The organism is Pseudomonas sp. R1-18 (assembly GCF_051132095.1).
Classification (GTDB): Bacteria; Pseudomonadota; Gammaproteobacteria; order Pseudomonadales; family Pseudomonadaceae; genus Aquipseudomonas.
Map to the genome: position 1 here is coordinate 1,182,344 of NZ_CP071658.1, position 14,905 is coordinate 1,197,248.

At 61.5% G+C, this 14,905-nt stretch carries 15 protein-coding genes and 1 pseudogene; 7 read left to right on the top strand and 9 right to left on the bottom strand.

Features of this window, described 5'->3' with window-relative positions; all coding sequences use genetic code 11:
- Nucleotides 1–142: 142 nt before the first annotated feature.
- The 5 genes and pseudogenes from J3P77_RS05445 to J3P77_RS05465 form a co-directional block, all read right to left on the bottom strand.
- Nucleotides 143–1,846, bottom strand: coding sequence for an ATP-dependent DNA ligase (locus J3P77_RS05445; protein ID WP_434680154.1), 1,704 nt, complete (start codon nucleotides 1,844–1,846; stop codon nucleotides 143–145).
- On the bottom strand, nucleotides 1,843–2,889 hold the full coding sequence (locus tag J3P77_RS05450) for a ligase-associated DNA damage response exonuclease (RefSeq protein WP_434680155.1): 1,047 nt from the start codon (nucleotides 2,887–2,889) through the stop codon (nucleotides 1,843–1,845). The genes J3P77_RS05445 and J3P77_RS05450 overlap by 4 nt, the downstream gene beginning before the upstream one ends.
- Before the next feature lie 438 nt (nucleotides 2,890–3,327).
- Nucleotides 3,328–5,754 carry a penicillin acylase family protein gene (locus J3P77_RS05455; RefSeq protein ID WP_434680156.1) on the bottom strand — a complete coding sequence of 809 codons (2,427 nt, stop codon included), beginning with the start codon at nucleotides 5,752–5,754 and terminating at the stop codon, nucleotides 3,328–3,330.
- Between the two features lie 132 nt (nucleotides 5,755–5,886).
- Nucleotides 5,887–6,533: pseudogene (locus J3P77_RS05460) on the bottom strand (glutathione binding-like protein).
- Between the two features lie 108 nt (nucleotides 6,534–6,641).
- Nucleotides 6,642–6,845 carry an SEC-C metal-binding domain-containing protein gene (locus J3P77_RS05465; protein ID WP_434680157.1) on the bottom strand — a complete coding sequence of 68 codons (204 nt, stop codon included), beginning with the start codon at nucleotides 6,843–6,845 and terminating at the stop codon, nucleotides 6,642–6,644.
- Between the two features lie 157 nt (nucleotides 6,846–7,002).
- Here J3P77_RS05465 and J3P77_RS05470 point away from each other — a divergent pair, with 157 nt between their 5' ends.
- From J3P77_RS05470 to J3P77_RS05480, 3 genes are all read left to right on the top strand, one after another.
- Nucleotides 7,003–7,659, top strand: coding sequence for a LexA family protein (locus tag J3P77_RS05470; protein WP_434680158.1), 657 nt, complete (start codon nucleotides 7,003–7,005; stop codon nucleotides 7,657–7,659).
- A 139-nt stretch (nucleotides 7,660–7,798) separates the two neighbouring features.
- Nucleotides 7,799–8,047 (top strand): DUF1654 domain-containing protein, encoded by a 249-nt coding sequence (locus tag J3P77_RS05475; protein ID WP_434681898.1) that lies wholly within the window; start codon nucleotides 7,799–7,801, stop codon nucleotides 8,045–8,047.
- Between the two features lie 239 nt (nucleotides 8,048–8,286).
- The gene (locus J3P77_RS05480; protein WP_434681900.1) at nucleotides 8,287–8,619 is read left to right on the top strand and encodes an MFS transporter; all 333 of its coding nucleotides are present in this window, start codon (nucleotides 8,287–8,289) and stop codon (nucleotides 8,617–8,619) included.
- Between the two features lie 9 nt (nucleotides 8,620–8,628).
- On the opposite strand, the gene J3P77_RS05485 is transcribed toward J3P77_RS05480, so the two are convergent.
- Nucleotides 8,629–9,120, bottom strand: coding sequence for an LEA type 2 family protein (locus tag J3P77_RS05485; RefSeq protein WP_434680159.1), 492 nt, complete (start codon nucleotides 9,118–9,120; stop codon nucleotides 8,629–8,631).
- A 113-nt stretch (nucleotides 9,121–9,233) separates the two neighbouring features.
- On the opposite strand from J3P77_RS05485, the gene J3P77_RS05490 reads away from it, so the two are divergent.
- Entirely contained in the window at nucleotides 9,234–9,782 is a 549-nt protein-coding gene (locus J3P77_RS05490) for a hypothetical protein (protein WP_434680161.1), read from the top strand.
- A 55-nt stretch (nucleotides 9,783–9,837) separates the two neighbouring features.
- On the opposite strand, the gene J3P77_RS05495 is transcribed toward J3P77_RS05490, so the two are convergent.
- Together J3P77_RS05495 and J3P77_RS05500 are read right to left on the bottom strand one after the other, a co-directional pair.
- Nucleotides 9,838–10,311: a YchJ family protein gene (locus J3P77_RS05495; RefSeq protein WP_434680163.1), complete on the bottom strand. Its 474-nt coding sequence runs from the start codon at nucleotides 10,309–10,311 to the stop codon at nucleotides 9,838–9,840.
- A 3-nt stretch (nucleotides 10,312–10,314) separates the two neighbouring features.
- A complete protein-coding gene (locus J3P77_RS05500) occupies nucleotides 10,315–10,812 on the bottom strand; it encodes a DUF6231 family protein (RefSeq protein WP_434680165.1) in 498 nt (165 codons plus the stop codon).
- A 217-nt stretch (nucleotides 10,813–11,029) separates the two neighbouring features.
- On the opposite strand from J3P77_RS05500, the gene J3P77_RS05505 reads away from it, so the two are divergent.
- Together J3P77_RS05505 and J3P77_RS05510 are read left to right on the top strand one after the other, a co-directional pair.
- Nucleotides 11,030–11,305, top strand: a complete 276-nt coding sequence (locus tag J3P77_RS05505) for a DUF1145 domain-containing protein (RefSeq protein WP_434680166.1) — start codon at nucleotides 11,030–11,032, stop codon at nucleotides 11,303–11,305.
- Nucleotides 11,298–12,056 (top strand): collagen-like protein, encoded by a 759-nt coding sequence (locus tag J3P77_RS05510; RefSeq protein ID WP_434680167.1) that lies wholly within the window; start codon nucleotides 11,298–11,300, stop codon nucleotides 12,054–12,056. Before J3P77_RS05505 ends, J3P77_RS05510 begins: the two co-directional genes overlap by 8 nt.
- A 105-nt stretch (nucleotides 12,057–12,161) precedes the next feature.
- Here the strand turns inward: J3P77_RS05510 and J3P77_RS05515 are convergent, their stop codons facing one another.
- Nucleotides 12,162–12,626, bottom strand: a complete 465-nt coding sequence (locus tag J3P77_RS05515) for a CopD family protein (protein WP_434680168.1) — start codon at nucleotides 12,624–12,626, stop codon at nucleotides 12,162–12,164.
- Between the two features lie 119 nt (nucleotides 12,627–12,745).
- Between J3P77_RS05515 and dinG the strand changes: the two genes are divergently transcribed.
- Entirely contained in the window at nucleotides 12,746–14,890 is a 2,145-nt protein-coding gene (dinG, locus tag J3P77_RS05520; RefSeq protein ID WP_434680169.1) for an ATP-dependent DNA helicase DinG, read from the top strand.
- The last annotated feature ends 15 nt before the right edge of the window (nucleotides 14,891–14,905 follow it).

Consider the following 14,905-nt stretch of genomic DNA (forward strand, 5'->3'; position numbering starts at 1 on the left):
GATACAAACGCGCGTTTGAAGTGTACGTGCGTGTCGCAATTCTGAATTAATTGCTGGCGATTTGATAGCTGCCGCTTTGGCGGGAGCGACCGGGGCGATCCCACATTGGTGCGGGACTAAAGCCATGCGCCGCTTTGGTGCGTCAGCTCAGCAGATCCTGCAATGTCGCCAGGCTGTCCGCTTCCGCGACAGGTTTGTCATGGCGCCAGCGCAACATGCGAGGGAAGCGCACGGCGATTCCGCTCTTGTGGCGCTTGGACAGGGCGATCCCTTCGAAGCCCAGTTCAAATACCAGGCTGGGCGTCACGCTACGCACTGGTCCGAATTTTTCGACAGTTGTCTTGCGAATGATGGCGTCCACCTTGCGCATCTCTTCGTCGGTCAGGCCTGAATAGGCCTTGGCGAAAGGCACCAATGTTCGTTCGCTGGACTCGGGCGGGCCGTCCCAGACAGCAAACGTGTAGTCGCTGTACAGACTCGCGCGGCGACCATGGCCGCGTTGCGCATAGATAAGCACGGCGTCGACGCTGAACGGATCGATTTTCCACTTCCACCACACGCCCATGTCCTTGGTTCGGCCCACGCCGTACAGCGAATCGCGAGCCTTGAGCATCATGCCTTCGACGCCGAGACTGCGCGATGCTTCACGTTGCCTGGCCATGTCGATCCAGTCTTTGGCCTCAAGCACGGGGGAGGGCATGAGCACCGGGCTCCGACAGCTTTCAATCACGCTTTCGAGCTGGCTGCGCCGCTCATGTTGCGGGCGACTGCGCCAGTCATGGCCCTGCCACTCCAGCAAATCATAGGCCAGCACCACTACCGGCACATCGGCGAGGATCTTCTTGCCGAGCGTCTTGCGGCCGATTCGCTGTTGCAGCAGTGCGAATGGCTGAACCGAGGGCGCAGACTGTCTGTTTTCGTCGTTCAGCTCGAAGTCCGCCTCTGCGGAAGGTTCGGGGTCCGACGCTTTCCACACAACGATCTCGCCGTCGATCACCGTACCGTCCGGCAGACACTGAACGAGACTATGCAGCTCGGGGAAGCGATCGGTCACCAGCTCTTCGCCGCGCGACCAGATCCACAGCCGGCCGTCGCGCTTGACCAGCTGCGCGCGGATGCCGTCCCATTTCCACTCCACCTGCCATTGCTCGACCGGCCCCAATAGAGTCTCGAACTGATCGGCAGGCTGCTGCATGGAATGAGCGAGAAAGAACGGATAAGGCTGACCGCCGCGTTGCGCATGCTCGTCGTCGGACTCGGCGGCGATCAGCTTCAGATAACCTTCTGCGCTCGGTCGATGCGACAGGTCGGTATAACCCACCAGTCGCTGGGCCACGCGTTTGCTGTCCAGATCCGCCAGTGCGGCCAGCGCGCGGGTCACCAATAGTTTGGAAACACCGACCCGGAAACTGCCGGTGATCAGCTTGATGCAGACCATCAGGCTGGTGCGGTCCAGTTGCGCCCAGAACCCTGGCAGCCGCTCGGCCAGCTCTTCAGGCGGCAAGCCGCGCAGCGGCAAGAGTTTTTCTTCCATCCAGACGGCCAGACCTTCGTCATTGCTGTGCTCGGCCTGCGGCAACAGCAGCGAAAGGGTTTCCGCCAGGTCGCCCACCGCCTGGTAGCTTTCCTCGAACAGCCATTCCGGCAACCGCGCCAGGGTCATCGCCTGTTCGCGCAGCACTCGGGTCGGCACCAGCTGCCGAGGACGACCACCGGACAGAAAGTACACAGCCCAGGCCGCATCCTGCGGTGCAGCCTGGGCGAAGTATTCGCGCATCGCCGCCAGCTTGGCGTTGCTGGACGTTGTCGCATCAAGACGTGAATACAGCTCTGCGAAAGCCTTCATCGCTGTGCCTCTTCAGCCGGTTTGGCTTCCAGCTCCGAGCCCGCTGTTGCCATCTCGTCTTCATCACCGTATTCGGTAGTGAAGCCCTGAGCATCCAGCCCGATATCGCGCAGATAACGAACCAGCACCGCCACCGAGCCATGGGTCACCATCACCCGCTCGGCGCCGGTCTGCTCGATGGCCCATAGCAGTCCGGGCCAGTCGGCGTGATCGGACAGCACGAAGCCGCGGTCCACGCCACGCCGCCGTCGAGTGCCGCGCAGCATCATCCAGCCGCTGGCAAACGCATCGCTGTACTCGCCGAAGCGCTTCATCCATGTGCTGCCGCCGGCCGAAGGTGGAGCAAGAATCAGCGCCTGACGCAGCGCCGGATCAGTCTTCTTGAAATCTCCCGCGTATTGGGTCTCGGGGATACGGATCCCGCCTTCGCGATAGACCCGGTTCAGCGGTTCGACCGCGCCGTGGACCAGTATCGGACCGATCTCTGGATCGATCCCATGCAGGATTCGCTGGGCCTTGCCGAAGGAATAGGCGAACAGCACGCTGGCTTTGCCTTGCGCCGCGTTCTCCCGCCACCAGTCGTTGATACCGGAAAAGATCCGCGACTGTGGCTCCCAGCGGTAGATCGGCAGGCCAAATGTCGATTCGGTTATGAAGGTATGGCAGCGGACTGGCTCGAACGGTGCGCAAGTCCCGTCGGGCTCGACCTTGTAGTCGCCGGAGGCAACCCAGACCTCGCCCTGGTACTCCAGGCGAACCTGCGCCGAGCCCAGAACATGGCCCGCCGGATGCAGGCTCAGCTTGACCCCGTGGTGGGTGATGGTTTCGCCGTATTCCAGCGTTTGCAGGCGGATGTCCTGGCCCAGCCGCGAGCGAAGAATGCCTTCGCCGCTGGCGGCCGCCAGGTAATGCGTATTGCCCATCCGTGCGTGGTCGCCATGGCCGTGGGTAATGACCGAACGCTCCACTGGCTGCCACGGGTCGATGTAAAAATCACCGGGCGGGCAGTACAAACCTTCTGGACGAGCAATGACAAGATCCATGGGACAACCGTATGGATGGGCTTGTTAGCTATGAGCCGGGGTAGTACGGGAAGTTCGGGGATTCTCCGTTGGACCATGCGCGCCTGCCTGCAACACCGCTTTCGCCAGCAAGCTGGCTCCCACAGATTGTTGTGAGAGCGCCGCCCGGTCCGCTACAGGCCCGGCGCAGCTCACGCTTCTGTGGGAGCGACCTTGGTCGCGAGGACGTTGGCAAGCACGCCGCATGTATTTGCCTGTTCCGCCGCTTTCGCCAGCAAGCTCCCACAGATTGTTGTGAGAGCGCCGCCCGGTCCGCTACAGGCCCGGCGCAGCTCACGCTTCTGTGGGAGCGACCTTGGTCGCGAGGACGTTGGCAAGCACGCCGCATGTATTTTGCCTGTTCCGCCGCTTTCGCCAGCAAGCTGCCTCCCACAAAGACAGGTGTTCTCGGCGCCGGGCTTACTTGCCCGGCGTCAGTGTCAGGCGCTGTTTGCCGTAACCTTTCTCGTAGTTTTGCTGCTGCAGCGGGATCGACATGTATTGCGCCTTGAGCCAGGGTTCGACGCTGTTGGCGAAATACGGGCTGGCCGGGTTGCCCGACTGGCCGCTGCTGATCAGGCCCATCATCGGTTCCACCAGACTGAAGTCGACAATCATCCGCAGGCCGGGTGCGGTGCGGGCTTCCAGATTGTTGCCCCACGCGTAAGCCGACACGTTCAGCGTGCTGTGGTCGCCGCCGATTGCCGTGCGTGTAGCCTTGTCACGGTGCAGCGCGCCCCATTGCCACGACTTGTGATCGCCACCCAGCAGGCTGTCGCCCTGGGTAATCGCCGCCGCGAGACTGCGCGCGAGAATTGTCGGCTTGTCTTCTTGTGCCGGGGTTTTGATGTCGTCCCAGAAAGGGCTGTCATCGCGGCCAAGCAGATGATCGGCCTGCGCCGAATAAGAGGTGCTGGCATTGGCTACCAGCGCGACCCACGCCGGACCGTCCTGCGGGCCGAGTTCGTCGAGGAAAATCTGTCGTGCGCTCTCTTGAAGGAACAGTTCGTACAGCGCCGCATCGGCTGAGCCGGCACTGAGCTTGCCGTCGAACGCCATCAAGCGGGAATAAGCCTCGCGGGCCTTGCCGCGCTCGGCATCGGGCAGAGCGTCGATCGCCTGCTTGAGCGGCTTGGCCATGCCCGGTGCTTCGAACATGGTCTTGAGCCTGGCGGCAAAGGTGGTGGTCTGGTCGTACTGCATGGCGATAGTGCTGCGCGTGTCCTGCCTGGCGCCGTTGGCCAGCTCGGCGATCCGCTCCGCGCGTTCCGGGCCGGCCCAGGAGTTGGACAGCTGCATGCCGTAGCCTTTTGGGATGGTCCGCTGGTTGGCGGTGGCCAGCCAGCCTTGGCGCGGGTCCTGGTCATACGGATGCAGCATCGGATCGGCAAAACCATCCCAATCGTATTGCGCGTCCCAGCCCGGTGAAGGCACCAGGCCCTGGCCGTCGCGGCGATTGGGGAAGCGGCCGGTTACCTGCCAGCCGATATTGCTGGCGTCGGCGAAAACCATGTTCAATGTGATCGCGCGGATCTCGCGGCTGGTGTCGAAAGCTCGTTCTACCTTGGGTGCCCGGGACAGGTCGAAGAACGCATCCAGGCTCTTGTCATCCTTGAAATCCGGGCTTTGCAAGGCCAGCCCCAGGCCGTTGCCCAAGGCAGTGGCGCCGGTATTGAGCAACGCACCATGACGCGTGGCGTAAAACGTTTCGCGAACCGGGCGGCTGCCCCTGACCAGGAAGGTTTCTTCATGCGCCACGGCTGGCTGCCATTTGCCGTCTGCCATGTACATGACGCGATTGTTTTCGCGTTTGATCTTCTCCAGGAACAGATCCTGATTGTCGCCTTTGACGTTGCTCATGCTCCAGGCCAGCTTGCCGTTGAAGCCGCTGAGCACCAGTGGCAGACCTGCTATCGACACGCCGGAGACCTGATATTTGGGTGCGCGGATCTGAACGAAGCTCCATGCCGAAGCGTTGCCCGCCGGTAGCTGCATGTCGGTCGCCAGCAGGCTCTTGCCGCTGCGGCTGCGCTGCGGGGAGATAGCCCAGTTGCTCGACGCCGCGGCACCGAGCATGTTGAGGTCAGTCAGGTGCAAGGCGACTTTGTTCAGATCGCCCAGACCTGCCACCTGATTGTTGAGGTTCAGGCCCTTGAGTTTGTCTGACTCGGCGAACGGCAGCGCTTCGTCCGGATAGGTCGGCAGCAGCCAGGCGAGCCTGTCGGCCCCGACTTTCTGGGCGAGCACCAGCGAAGACAGCTCTTCCTGCAGGTTTACCGACAGACTGAAATTCAACAGGCTGAAGATCAGGGCCGAGTCTTCGGGTTTCCAGTATTCCGGGCGATAACCGGTGCTGGCCAAATCGGCCGGCAGCTTGTCGCGGTAGCGGAACAGATAGGCGTTGACGCCACGCGCATAGACTTCGAAAAAGCGCTTGAGGCGCGGCGAGGCGGCGTTATACAGCTCGCTGGCGTTCTGTTTGAGGTTGACCGAGCGCATCAGTCGGTCGACTTCCAGCGCGTCGGCTCCCGCCATTTCGGACAGTCGGCCCTGCGCCAGCAGGCGCATGCCGAGCATCTGCGTGATGCGGTCGCCAGCATGAACGTAGCCCAGCGTGAACAGGGCGTCGTGGTAGGTGCTGCTTTCAATCAAAGGCATGCCGAGCATGTTGCGGCGCACCGAGACATTCTGCGCCAACCCTTTGATGGGGACTGTGCCTGCGTTCGGCAGCAGCGTGTCGTTATCGCCACCGCCCAATTGACAGCCGGCAAGGCTCAGGAAACCCGCCACCGCAGCGGCGGCAACGCCAAATCGAGGGAGAAAATCTGGAAAGGCTGGCGAGGCCATGGGCAAGCTCCTGAAGGGATAGCGTACAAAAGTCGCTACGTTAGAGAGCAGCCCATCGCCACGCAAGATGGCGCTGATGTTTATTTCAGGGCGTTTCCGGAAATGCCCTGAAGTTTTGCGCCAGTTCCTTCATCAAGGCTTGGGCGGGTTGATCTTGTCTACCAACGCATATGCCCGCTTGGTCGCCTCGCGCTCGACAATGCTCTCGAACCAGCGCTTGAGATTCGGGAAATCGTTGAGATCCTGTTCCTGGTAAGTGTGCGGCACGATCCAGGGATAGATCGCCATGTCGGCAATGCTGTATTCGCTGCCTGCAACGAATTCGCGATCCGCCAGACGCTTGTTCAACACGCCGTACAGACGGGCGGTTTCGTTGACGTAGCGCTCGATGGCGTAAGGGATCTTTTCCTTGGCGAAGCGGTTGAAGTGATGGTTCTGGCCAGCCATCGGCCCCAAACCGCCCATTTGCCAGAACAGCCACTGCAGGGTTTCCTGGCGACCACGCAGGTCCTGTGGCAGGAACCGACCGGTTTTTTTTCCGCCAGATACTGCAGGATCGCGCCGGACTCGAACAGGCTCAGCGGCTCTCCGCCATCAGCCGGTTCATGATCGACAATGGCCGGTATGCGGTTGTTGGGCGCGATTTTCAGGAAGTCGGGTTTGAACTGCTCGTCCTTGCCTATGTTGACCGGGAAGATCTTGTACGGCAGCCCGGTTTCTTCGAGGAAGAGCGTGATCTTGTGGCCGTTCGGGGTGGTCCAGTAGTGAAGGTCGATCATCGAAAGCTCCATGTGGGTGACCAAAGCCCACTGTTTTACTCCCGATCCGGCGCCGGACACAAATGAAAACGGCCTGCGAGGCAGGCCGTTGGCGAAAGCGTCAGCGCATTAAGCGCCATGGCATTTCTTGAATTTCTTCTCGCTGCCGCACGGGCAAGGATCGTTGCGGCCAACGTCCTTCAAGGCGTTGCGCACCGGCTCCTGATGAGCGTGGCCGCAGTTCGGGCCGTGTACGTGGCCGTGTTGGTGGTCATGGTCATGGTCATGGTCATGATTGCAATCGGGGCCATGAACGTGGTCGTGCTGGTTCATCGGGGAGACTCCACAAATAAGATCGGCGCGCATTATCCCGCAAATACACGGCGAGCAGTATCTTCGGTTTTTTCAGGAAATCTTTCGTATTTTTAAGTATGCTTAGCTCGCAAGGCCAGGCTGTTGCCGGCTCCTTTTCAAGACCCTGTGATCCGCCATGAACAGACACGAACGTATCGCCAGAGCCATCGAAGCCAGCGGCAGAAAAAAAGGTGAAATAGCAGCCCTTTGCGGCGTCGCCAATTCCGCCGTCACCCAGTGGATTTCCGGCGAGAGCAAAAGCCTTCGGCCGGAGAACCTTTATGCTCTGGCCAGGGCTACGGGCTATCGCGCTGAATGGCTGGCAATCGGTGAGGGCCCGGAACGCGAGCCCGATGTAGACGCCAACGTCGCCGCCATCGACCAGCCTCGAATGTCCTTCCGGTATCCGGTCATCAGCTGGGTGTCGGCGGGGTCGTGGGAGGAGGCGGTCGAGCCTTATCCCGAAGGCTTCTCCGACCGCTATGAAATCTCCGATTACGACTCCAAGGGCCCGGCGTTCTGGCTGGAGGTGAAAGGCGATTCGATGACCGCCCCGTCAGGTCTGAGCGTGCCGGAAGGCATGATGATTCTGGTCGACACCGAAGCTGAGGTACAGCCTGGCAAGCTGGTCATTGCCAAGCTGCCGGCCAGCAACGAAGCCACTTTCAAGAAGCTGGTGGAAGACGGCGGAGTACGTTACCTCAAGCCATTGAACCCGGCCTACAAGATGATCGAGTGCGGCCCGGACTGCAGAATCATTGGTGTCGCGGTGCGAATGACCGCGCGGCTGTGAACCGGAGGCGCGTTGTCCGAGGGCATGACACTTAGTGTCTGACGCTGCGGGTTTCTTTTTTCCTACCGTCACCTTGCCGGAACTCTCTGTTTGGAATACTGTATCGATGTACAGTATTTTCATGCGGGAGTTAGCCATGATGAGTGACATCAGGGCCAAGGCAGGAGAACCGGCAGGCTACGAAATGATTGGTCGACGCATTCAACGTCTGGTCTCGGCGCCCAAGGTTCAGAAGGTCCAGTGGGTGGTGGTCAGTCGCCTCGAAGACGAACCGGTCGACGGCTGGGACAAGGTGCTGCAGGAGATCGAAGAAACCGACGGCATTCAGATCGAGAGGTTTGCGGACGGAGCTGTCCGAATAGGCTGGCAGCGCTATATCGACAATTGACCCCGGGCCCGCGCAACGCGGGCCTTTTGTTACGCCTCTACCAAACGCTGCTAAATTCAGCATACTTGACTATGAATTTAAGAATGCTTAAATTGATGTTGTGGTTGATCTCGCCGCTCTCTTCAGGAGTCCGTCGTACCAGTCAACCCCAACACGTTGGCAGCGCCCGCAGCATCTCGATGGCGAAGAAATGCTCCCGGCTCGCAACGGCCTTTGGTCTCGTTAACGGAGTCAGGCTCATGGAATGGTTAAGCGAGTTGCTGGAAAGAAGTGAATGGCTGATGGCCGGACTGCTGGGTGCCATCATCTCCGGCTGGTGGAACAAAACGGAACTGGTGGATTGGCGTGCGAGGGCGATCTTCGTGGCGACCGGTGCGTCCTGCTCGGTTTACCTCACCGGCATCGCCAGCAGTTACATGGGGATTGTCGATCCCAGAAATGTGGCGGGTGTGGGATTTTTGCTCGGGTCTTTTGGCGGGACCTCCATGGCGGCGATCAACCGCGCGCTGTTGGCGGCCGACATCTGGAAGTTCCTGACCGAGCTGGTGCGCAGCCGTTTCGATGGCCGCTGATCTTGCTGGTCAGTCGTCCCCCACCAGCGCGCCGGGCGTGATATCGCCGCTGCGGCCAATCTCTACGCTGTTTCTGAACAGAATACCGGTCTTGAGTTTGCCCTCCAGCTGGTAATGAATGGGCCGGTCGGACTGTTTGAGCATCTTCGCCAACGGTTTCAAGTGTTGCCAGAGATTGGTCCGGATCGGCACCACAAAGGTTTTCTGGCTGTGGGCGGGAACGAAGAACCAGTCGCTGGACTTGCCGTCGGCGAGCATTACCTCATTGAGGCGAATCTTGTAGCGCATACCGCGCACGAAAATGCGCGAGTCGTTGGGGTTCTCGACTTTGAAGAGCAGGTTGAAATCCTGCTGCACCAGCTTGGCCTTCACGACCTGGACCTTGAGCAGATGAATGTCCGGATTCCGGTAAGGCGCGGTCCCCCACAGCGAGCAGCCACTCAAACCCAGAGTCAGCACGGCAAGGCTTATGGTCTTTGTCAGGTATGCCTGAAGGTGCATGGTCGTGCTCCGTTTGGGGCTGAGTTTAGCAACTTGAAGGTCATGGGCAATCGGCTTGTAGGGTTTAGTGACGCTGCGCCATACTCCGGGCATCTGCAACATGGGTGCCTCGCATGCCTCTTTATGAAATTGTCTTCCTTGGCGAACTGGTCGACGGAGCCCAGCCCGAGCGGGTCAAGGCCAACCTGGGCAAGCTGTTCCAGGCTGATGCCCAACGGCTTGAGCTGCTGTTTTCAGGCCGACGGCTGGTACTCAAGAACAATCTGGATGCGCAAACCGCGGAAAAATATCGCGCCACGCTTGAGCGCGCCGGCGCAAAGGTTCACGTGCTGGCTACCGCTGAACAGCAGTCGCCCATGGAGGAGGTCGAGCTGGCGCCGCCGCCCGACGAGCCAAGCTGGATGCGCAAGGCTGCAGCGGACGGCACTGCTGCGCAGTCAGCGCCGCGAGATGTGTATGCGGCGGCCTTTGTCGACGTTGTGGCACCGGACTTTGGTCTGGCGCAGGTGGGCAGCGACATGCAGGAGCCCAAGCCCCGACCGGTTGCGCCGCCGCTTGACCTGTCGGGCTTCAGTGTCGCGCCTGTCGGCAGTGACATGGGGCAGACCAGAAAACCCGACGCCGGTCCTGCGCCTGATACCTCGCACTTGAAGCTGCTCTGACGGGTTGCTGGCATGCGAAACGTCCGTCGGTCGCGCGAGGACGTCCTGCCGAAAATTACCCGACGTAGCTCGCGCAACACTTCTTGAATTTCAGATCGCTGCCGCAAGGGCAGGCGTCGTTACGTCCGGCGTTCAGCGGCACAGTCGGGTCAATGAAGTACCAGCGGCCCTGATTCTGCACAAATCCTGAGCGCTCATGATGGGCATGTTCGCCGGTTCCATCGTGCCAGCGAGCGGTGAAGCTGACCAATGCATGCTCGGGTTTACCGCCGAACACTTCCGAGCCTTCAACCTCAAGACCCAGCCAGGTACTTTGTGCGCTCCACCGGGCCATGGATTCGCGGTCCAGACCGGCACGCTGTGCGGGCAGCGTCGTGTCCAGCAGATAGTCGATCAGGCCGAGCACGTAAGCGCTATAGCGCGAGCGCATCAACTTTTCGGCGCAAGGCGCGGGCAGGCCTGCATGATAATGACCGCAGCATGCCAACAGCAGATCCCCGCTGCCGCACGGGCATATAGCACTACTCATGAATCACCACCAATATTTGCCAAAGTTCTCCGGGTTGGCCCAAAACCTGGCGTTCAGCCAGTCAGGTACCTGTTTGTATTCATGCAGATCGTAGGTGAAAAGGGTAAGGACCTGTTCGTCACGGGCGAAGCGTTCACTGGCCTGCAACGCCAGAGAAAAGAAGTCGGTCTCCTGCCACTTGCAGGCCTGGAGATCGGCCAGTACGGCAATGCGGCTGGCGTTGAGGTTGCGGATGCCGCCGAGCAGCTCCAGCCCTGATCGTTTGGGAATGTGTTCCAGACAATCGACCACCAGAGCGAGATCGAAGCGCTGTGCGGCCAGGTCTGCCGGAAGCGCGCCGGGCGCGGCCTGCGCCAGCTCGGTCTCGGGGTGGGCGTCCTGAAACGCCTGCAATGCTGGAAATTCCTGCGCGCCGATCAGCAACAGGCGTTTGGGCGCGTAGCGGTCGAGCAGGGCGGCCAGCGCTTGCTGCGGAGTGCGGTTGGAAAAACCGGCTGTCATCGAAAATCCTCCAGGTGACCTGCAAGACTAGCCTGCCCGGCAAGTGCTGCAAAGCGCGTCGGCGGCTGGCGCCAGAACGCGTTCGATCTGGTGGGGTGAGCCCGTCCATGTTTTTCACATCTACTGCTGGCATATTCGCCGGGCACGACGTCTACTGTGCCGATAACAAACAAGGCAGCCGACAGGCGCGAATCTACGACCGGACCGGGGGCGGGCAATGAAGTTGTTTTGGGGAGCAGGCAAGATACTGATGGTGGCGTTCTGGTTGGTGGTGCTGACCGGTTCGGTCATCGATGTACCAAGGCCGTTCGGCATCATGATCAACCTGGCGGGCATCCTGATTCTGTTGACCCACCTGGTCGAACTGATTCTGTTCAACGGCAGCTTGCGAGGTCGCCGGCACCCATGGCGCGACCGGGGCAAGATCATTCTTTTCGGCGTTTTCCACATTCAGTCCATCGGCCGTCCGGCTGCGGAGCGTACTCATGCGTAGACTCTTGCTGCTGGCAGCTTTTTTCAGCCCTCTTGCCCTGGCTCAGACCATCATCGTCGAATCTCACTCGCTGATGCGACTGCCCGGTAACAACGACCATTTGCAGGCCGAGCGTCTGCAAGTCGCGGACTACGGAACCCTGTTGATACCCGGTGGCATCAGCGAGGTGCGGATCGATGATCTGGTGCTGGGCCATGAAGCACGGATCGCTATCGTTCCGAGCGCCCAGCCCATAAGCCTGGTCGTCAATCATGGGCGGTTCGGTACAGGCAGCCAGATCACTGCGCGTGGCGCGCCTGGCACGTTCGAAAAACCAGCCTTGCCGGGACGCAACCTGACGCTGCGCGTGCAGCGACTGAGCGCCGAGCAATTGTCGATCGATGCGCGCGGCGGTGCTGGCGGGCCGGGATACGTCGGACTGGACGGCGCCAACGGCGCTGCCCCCGGATGCACATGGGGGCAGGCCGGTCGCGGGCACGACGGCGACAGCGGCGGGGATGGCCATGACGGCGCGGCCGGAGGCCAGGTTCGTCTGGAACTGCCACAGAGTTTCGCCGCCGAGCGCATCAAGGTGAACGTCAACGGCGGCACCGCCGGACCGGGCGGCGCGGGCGGCCAGCCGGGCAAGGGCGGCGCGTCCAAGGGGTGCATCGTGTATCGGGCCGATGGCGCTAAAGCGGGCAACCCGGGTCAGGCCGGGCAACCGGGTGCCCCGGGACCTGCGGGCTCGGTCACCGTTCAGCGGTTCTAAGGCCAGGAGCGGTTGAGCAGTAGAAGCACGCTTGCCCGCGAGCGCGATCTTGAGTCATTGCCCCCGGTCCGCTGCCATGGATGCGCAAACGACCGGGGCAGCGCATCAGAAGCTCGGTCTGGCCGCGGCTATGGCAACTACCGAGAGACCGACGAGCAGGTTGATTCCGACCAGTCGTCGGATTCGTCCAAGCGCCGCCGCGCCTTCGGCCCACTGCGACCCATCGACGGCGCGGCGCAGTTCGGGCAACAGCAGTGAATGAATGCGCAGGAACAGCGCGACCATCACCACGTACAGCCCCATCATCACCTGCACATACCGCGGCGCGGTTTCGAAGCTTGTGAAGTGCAGCTGAATCATGCCGATACCCGTTACAGGCAGCACCACCACGGTGGCCCAGACCCAGACGAAGAACCTCGGAAACACCTCGACCCACAATTTCAGGCGCGACGGCCCTTCCAGTGCTGAAATGACAGCCGGGCGCAGGATCATCCAGGCGAAGAACATGCCGCCGACCCAGACCAGGGCAGCCAGAAGGTGCAGCGTGTAGACGGGGGCGAAGGCAGTCATCAGGTACTCCGTTCTGCGCAGATGGATTTAGCGCGGTATGATAGCGCCCACTCAGAACCACTGAAAATTTATCCAGCATTGTTCAGCCCCTTTTTAGCCGTGCCCCCGAACCGAAGCCAATGATCAGTACCGAACTCAAATCCCAGATCCAGGGCGCTTACTCGCGTTTTCTCGAAGCCAAAAGCCTCAAGCCACGCTATGGACAGCGTTTGATGATCGCCGAGGTCGCCAAGGTGCTGGGCGACATCGATACCGATGAAGAAGGCCGTCGGTCGGGCGACCCCGCTGTCGTCGCCGTCGAGGCGGGAACGGGTACTGGCAAGACCGTGGCTTATGCCATCGCGTCGATCCCCACGGCCAAGGCAGCCGGCAAGCGGCTCGTGATCGCCACCGCCACCGTCGCGCTGCAGGAGCAGATCGTCCACAAGGATCTGCCGGACCTGATGCGCAACAGCGGCCTCAATTTCACCTTCGCGCTGTCCAAGGGGCGAGGGCGCTACATGTGCCTGTCCAAGCTCGACATGCTCCTGCAGGAAAGCGACGCCACCAACGCCACGGCGCAGCTGTTCGAGGAAGAAGGTTTCAAGATCGAGGTCGACGAAGCCAGCCAGAAGCTGTTCACCAGCATGTTGCAGAAGCTCGCCGGCAACAAATGGGACGGCGACCGTGACAGCTGGCCCCAGGAATTGCCTGACCAGGACTGGGCGCGCCTGACCACCGATCACAGCCAGTGCACCAACCGCCACTGCCCCAATTTCCAGCAATGCGCTTTCTATAAGGCCCGTGAAGGAATGGGCAAGGTCGACGTCATCGTAACCAACCACGACATGGTGCTGGCGGATCTGGCGCTGGGCGGCGGCGCGGTTCTGCCCGACCCGCGCGAAACGCTTTACGTGTTCGACGAAGGGCATCACTTGCCTGACAAGGCCATCGGCCACTTCGCCCACTACACCCGGCTGCGTTCCACGGCCGACTGGCTGGAGCAGACCGCCAAGAACCTTACCAAGCTGCTGGCCCAGCATCCGCTGCCGGGTGACCTGGGCAAGCTGATCGAGCAGGTGCCGGAGCTGGCGCGCGAGATCAAGGGTCACCAGCAATTCATGTTCGGTGCCTGCGAGCAACTGGCCGACTTCCGCGCCGGCGAAGACATGCAGGGGCGCGAACGCCCGCGTCATCGTTTCGTGGGCGGGGTCATTCCCGAGCACATTCGCGAAATGGGGATCGAACTGAAAAAAGGCTTTGCCCGCCTGGACGACCTGTTCACGCGCCTGACCGATCTGCTCAAGGAAGGCATGGACGGCGAGGTCAACATCGGCATCGCCAGCCATCAGGCCGAAGAATGGTACCCACTGTTCGGCAGCCTGCTGGCCCGCGCCCACGGCAACTGGGAACTGTGGACCGCCTTCACCGCCGAAGACCCGGAGGACAACCCGCCCATGGCGCGCTGGCTGACGCTGGCCGACAGTGGCGCAATGTTCGATATCGAGGTCAACGCCAGCCCGATCCTGGCGGCGGAAATGCTGCGGCGCAACCTGTGGAACGTCGCCTATGGCGCGCTGGTGACCTCGGCCACGCTGACCGCCCTGGGCAAATTCGACCGATACCGGATGCGCGCCGGTCTTCCCAAGGGCGCGGTGACGGCGGTGGTGCCGAGCCCGTTCCATCACGCCGATGCGGGCGTGCTGCGGGTGCCCGATCTCAAGGCCGACCCGCGCGACGCCGTGGCGCATACGGCAGCGATCATCCGCGACCTGCCCGGTCTGGTGGAAGGCTCGCGCGGTACGCTGGTGCTGTTCTCCTCGCGCAAGCAGATGCAGGACGTGTTCGACGGTCTGGACCGGGACTGGCGCAAGCAGGTGTTCATTCAAGGCAACCTGTCCAAACAGGAAACCCTGAACAAGCACAAGGCGCGGGTCGACGGCGGCGATTCCAGCGTGCTGTTCGGCCTGGCCAGTTTCGCCGAAGGCGTCGACCTGCCGGGTGCCTATTGCGAGCACGTGGTAATCGCCAAGATCCCGTTTGCAGTGCCGGACGACCCGGTCGAAGCGGCCCTGGCCGAGTGGATCGAGGCCCGCGGCGGCAACCCGTTCATGGAAATCGCCGTGCCCGATGCCTCGCTGCGGCTGGTGCAGGCATGCGGCCGATTGCTGCGTACCGAAGAAGACCGCGGCACCATCACGCTGCTGGACCGACGCGTTGTGACCCAGCGCTACGGCAAGGCCATCCTCAACGCCTTGCCGCCGTTTCATCGGGAAATCTCCTGATCAGCACCTTGATAG

Bases quoted from the DNA above. Each gene is read 5' to 3' on its own strand.
- J3P77_RS05445 (WP_434680154.1), bottom strand. From the start codon at position 1,846: ATGAAGGCTTTCGCAGAGCTGTATTCACGTCTTGATGCGACAACGTCC.
- J3P77_RS05450 (WP_434680155.1), bottom strand. From the start codon at position 2,889: ATGGATCTTGTCATTGCTCGTCCAGAAGGTTTGTACTGCCCGCCCGGT.
- J3P77_RS05455 (WP_434680156.1), bottom strand. From the start codon at position 5,754: ATGGCCTCGCCAGCCTTTCCAGATTTTCTCCCTCGATTTGGCGTTGCC.
- J3P77_RS05465 (WP_434680157.1), bottom strand. From the start codon at position 6,845: ATGAACCAGCACGACCACGTTCATGGCCCCGATTGCAATCATGACCAT.
- J3P77_RS05470 (WP_434680158.1), top strand. From the start codon at position 7,003: ATGAACAGACACGAACGTATCGCCAGAGCCATCGAAGCCAGCGGCAGA.
- J3P77_RS05475 (WP_434681898.1), top strand. From the start codon at position 7,799: ATGAGTGACATCAGGGCCAAGGCAGGAGAACCGGCAGGCTACGAAATG.
- J3P77_RS05480 (WP_434681900.1), top strand. From the start codon at position 8,287: ATGGAATGGTTAAGCGAGTTGCTGGAAAGAAGTGAATGGCTGATGGCC.
- J3P77_RS05485 (WP_434680159.1), bottom strand. From the start codon at position 9,120: ATGCACCTTCAGGCATACCTGACAAAGACCATAAGCCTTGCCGTGCTG.
- J3P77_RS05490 (WP_434680161.1), top strand. From the start codon at position 9,234: ATGCCTCTTTATGAAATTGTCTTCCTTGGCGAACTGGTCGACGGAGCC.
- J3P77_RS05495 (WP_434680163.1), bottom strand. From the start codon at position 10,311: ATGAGTAGTGCTATATGCCCGTGCGGCAGCGGGGATCTGCTGTTGGCA.
- J3P77_RS05500 (WP_434680165.1), bottom strand. From the start codon at position 10,812: ATGACAGCCGGTTTTTCCAACCGCACTCCGCAGCAAGCGCTGGCCGCC.
- J3P77_RS05505 (WP_434680166.1), top strand. From the start codon at position 11,030: ATGAAGTTGTTTTGGGGAGCAGGCAAGATACTGATGGTGGCGTTCTGG.
- J3P77_RS05510 (WP_434680167.1), top strand. From the start codon at position 11,298: ATGCGTAGACTCTTGCTGCTGGCAGCTTTTTTCAGCCCTCTTGCCCTG.
- J3P77_RS05515 (WP_434680168.1), bottom strand. From the start codon at position 12,626: ATGACTGCCTTCGCCCCCGTCTACACGCTGCACCTTCTGGCTGCCCTG.
- dinG (WP_434680169.1), top strand. From the start codon at position 12,746: ATGATCAGTACCGAACTCAAATCCCAGATCCAGGGCGCTTACTCGCGT.